Source organism: Stutzerimonas marianensis (assembly GCF_022810315.1).
Lineage (GTDB): Bacteria > Pseudomonadota > Gammaproteobacteria > Pseudomonadales > Pseudomonadaceae > Stutzerimonas > Stutzerimonas marianensis.
The window spans coordinates 1-3,001 of record NZ_JALGRD010000027.1; the positions used below are offsets into that span (position 1 = coordinate 1).

Below are 3,001 nucleotides of genomic sequence, written 5' to 3' on the forward strand. Positions count from 1 at the left end.
CCAGACGGTCGGGGGTTTGTCTTTGGGGCAAAGAATTTTCTGTCGGCGCTAGGGCGCTGCGAAAGCTGTCGCTATGATGCTATGCCTGCCGAAGGAAGGTGTTATGAACAATTTGCTGGCCCTGCTTGCCGATGGCCGATTTCATTCTGGTGAAGAACTGGGCGCTTCGCTAGGTGTAAGCCGTAGTGCAGTTTGGAAAGGGCTTAAGCGGCTCGAGGGCGAGTTGGGTATTCCTCTGTTTAGAGTGCCAGGTAAAGGGTACAGACTTCCCGAGCCGATAAGCCTACTTGACGGGCAGCGGTTGCAGGACTGCTTTGATCGTCGTGGGTGGCGGTTGCACCTGGCAGAGTGCGTAGGCTCTACCAATGCCGAAGCGCTGAGGTTGATTGCACAAGGCGATCCGCCCCCTTTCGTGGTAATTGCTGAAATGCAGTCAAGCGGTAGAGGGCGACGGGGGCGCGAATGGGTCAGCCCTCCGTGCCAGAACGTTTACTTCTCTCTTGCTTTGAGAGTTTGCAGCGGTGCTGAAGGTTTGTCGGGCTTGAGTCTAGTTGTTGGGCTAGCGGTACTGGACGCCCTAGTCCGGGTTGGTGTGCAGCATGTAGGGCTTAAATGGCCAAATGACGTTTATATAGGCGACCAGAAAGTTGCCGGCATCTTGCTAGAACTCACAGGGGACCTGGCTGACGTCTGCTTTGTGGTGATCGGAATCGGCATCAACGTCAACATGGTCGCTAGTGAAGGTCGCATCAGTCAGTCTTGGACGTCAGTAAGAGAGTCGCTTGGGCAATCGCTTGATCGGAACACGCTCATCTCGATCTTAAGCGAAAGCCTGGATGTATACCTTCGCAGGCACAAGGACGAGGGGTTTGTCGGACTTCGTGATGAATGGGAGTCCAAGCATATCTGGCAAAGTCGGTTCTGCATCCTGAGCGCAGGAGTTCGTCCTGTGAAGGGGAAAGTTCTGGGTGTGGACGAGCGGGGCGCTCTTAGGATGGAGGTCGATGGAGGCGAGCAACGATTTAGCGGTGGAGAATTAAGTTTGAGGCTCGATCATGATTCTTGAGCTCGACTGTGGAAACAGCTTCATAAAATGGCGTTTGATCGAATCTGATGCTGTTGCACCCCGCTTGGGCGGTATCGCCGTAGGGGTTGAGGACATTTTGCTAGGCATTCCCGATGGATGCCCGATCACGCGTTGCCGCATGGTGAGTGTTAGGGGCGACAAGGAGACTGAAACGCTGCTGGAAAGCGTCCAGGCTGCATTGGGAGTCGCTGTTGTGCGGGCCACGCCTGCTCGTAATGTAGCCGGTGTAACCAATGGATATCGTGACTTTGATCGCCTTGGTATGGATCGCTGGCTTGCCGTTGTCGGGGCATTTCATATGTGCCAGACGGCGTGCTTGATAATCGACCTGGGTACTGCCGTCACTGCTGATATCGTAGACAGCGCTGGACGCCATCTGGGTGGGTTTATCGCGCCGGGAATCGGCCTGATGAGGGGGCAGCTCCTGAGTCACACCCGGCGCATCTATTATGGTGCTTCGGAGGCGGAGTCGGCCCTGGCTGACCTTGGGCCTGGTAAGTCCACCGCTGAGGCTGTGGAGCGAGGCTGCATCATGATGCTAAGGGCTTATGTAAACGCGCAGGTCGAAGAGGCGCGGAGTCTTCTCAAGTCCGACTTTGTCGTGTACGTGACAGGGGGTGATGCGGCTTTGGCTGCAGGCTTGCCGGGTGCGCAGTTCGTTCCCGATTTGGTCTTCAGAGGGCTCGCTGTGGCGTGCCCTTAACCTGAGGTAATGATGCGCTGGTTTTTCTTGCTCTTAGTCGCCCTTAACGTGCTGTTTTACACCTATCAAGTTGCTCTGCCTCCACAGCGTCCTGCTGCGGTGCTTTCAGAAACGCGCTCAGCTGGCAGTAGCGGCATCAAGCTCCTGAGCGAGGCGGCTCCCCAGATACGCAAGCGGGAGATCGAAACCAGCGACACCTGTCTGTTTCTCGGTGGGTTCGATGAGGCCGCTATCGCACTGGATGTGGAGCAGCGCTTGCTCAGTCTCGATATCGAGTCAAGCGTTCAGCCAATTGATATGGAGGCAGGGGTAGACTATTGGGTATACCTGCCTCCACTGGTGTCCCGCCAAGCGTCCTTGCGGCAATTGAGAGAGCTGCAGTCCAGGAATATTGATAGTTATGTAATCACCGTCGGTGACTTGGCTAACGGGATTTCCTTGGGAATCTTTTCGCGAAGAGACTCGGCGGAAAGCGTGGTGGCCCGTTTGCGAGGCCTGGACTATGCGGCCTCTATACGCGAGCTGCCGAGGGCTCATCGACGGCACTGGGTGAAAATAGCCGCTTCGAGTCGACGGCTGCTGAGCGAGGCGATCCTTGCTGATCTTGTTCGTGATTTCGCCGAACTCGAGAGTCGACAAATGCCATGCTCAAGCATTGCAACTTCGGAATAGTTTACATAGAATGGCGCCCGCTTCGAAGCGCAGGGGTCTTCTAGTGTTTCGAAAGCAGCTGTAAGAAGCGCTAAGCTCAAGATTTTAAATGAGAAAGCGCTTGACAGTGAGGTGGCTGGCAAGCAGAATGCCGCCTCGTTTTGGAGGGGTTCCCGAGCGGCCAAAGGGATCAGACTGTAAATCTGACGTCATCGACTTCGAAGGTTCGAATCCTTCCCCCTCCACCAGATTTAAGCGTAGGCCTAGCATAGGCGGGTATAGTTTAGTGGTAGAACCTCAGCCTTCCAAGCTGATGATGCGGGTTCGATTCCCGCTACCCGCTCCAGTTTAGGTCTATGCGGCACGTTTGGCTCATGTAGCTCAGTTGGTAGAGCACACCCTTGGTAAGGGTGAGGTCAGCGGTTCAAATCCGCTCATGAGCTCCAGTTACCCAAAGGCAGATATGCGAATATCTGCCTTTGTTTTAATGGTGGCGTGACTAGGTCAATTCATACGGTGGGAGACGGTCTCGATGGCTAAAGAGAAATTCGAACGTAACA

The 3,001-nt window shown here is 54.9% G+C and carries 3 protein-coding genes and 3 tRNA genes; all 6 read left to right on the top strand.

All coding sequences use genetic code 11. The annotated features are described in order from the left end of the window. Positions 1-103 precede the first annotated feature (103 nt). The 6 genes from birA to MST27_RS22090 all read left to right on the top strand — a co-directional run bounded on the left by birA (position 104) and on the right by MST27_RS22090 (position 2,887). Positions 104-1,066 carry a bifunctional biotin--[acetyl-CoA-carboxylase] ligase/biotin operon repressor BirA gene (birA, locus tag MST27_RS22065; protein WP_243607995.1) on the top strand — a complete coding sequence of 321 codons (963 nt, stop codon included), beginning with the start codon at positions 104-106 and terminating at the stop codon, positions 1,064-1,066. After that, positions 1,056-1,790 (top strand): type III pantothenate kinase, encoded by a 735-nt coding sequence (locus MST27_RS22070; protein ID WP_243607996.1) that lies wholly within the window; start codon positions 1,056-1,058, stop codon positions 1,788-1,790. Before birA ends, MST27_RS22070 begins: the two co-directional genes overlap by 11 nt. A gap of 12 nt (positions 1,791-1,802) precedes the next feature. After that, complete coding sequence (locus MST27_RS22075; RefSeq protein ID WP_243607997.1) at positions 1,803-2,462, top strand: SPOR domain-containing protein; 660 nt, start codon at positions 1,803-1,805, stop codon at positions 2,460-2,462. Between the two features lie 142 nt (positions 2,463-2,604). Further along, a tRNA-Tyr gene (locus MST27_RS22080) sits at positions 2,605-2,689 on the top strand. Positions 2,690-2,713: 24 nt separating this feature from the next. Then, positions 2,714-2,787 (top strand) — tRNA-Gly (locus MST27_RS22085). Positions 2,788-2,811: 24 nt separating this feature from the next. Next, positions 2,812-2,887 (top strand) — tRNA-Thr (locus MST27_RS22090). The last annotated feature ends 114 nt before the right edge of the window (positions 2,888-3,001 follow it).

What these genes read in the sequence shown, in the direction of transcription:
- birA (WP_243607995.1), top strand. Translation starts at nt 104, where the DNA reads ATGAACAATTTGCTGGCCCTGCTTGCCGATGGCCGATTTCATTCTGGT.
- MST27_RS22070 (WP_243607996.1), top strand. Translation starts at nt 1,056, where the DNA reads ATGATTCTTGAGCTCGACTGTGGAAACAGCTTCATAAAATGGCGTTTG.
- MST27_RS22075 (WP_243607997.1), top strand. Translation starts at nt 1,803, where the DNA reads ATGCGCTGGTTTTTCTTGCTCTTAGTCGCCCTTAACGTGCTGTTTTAC.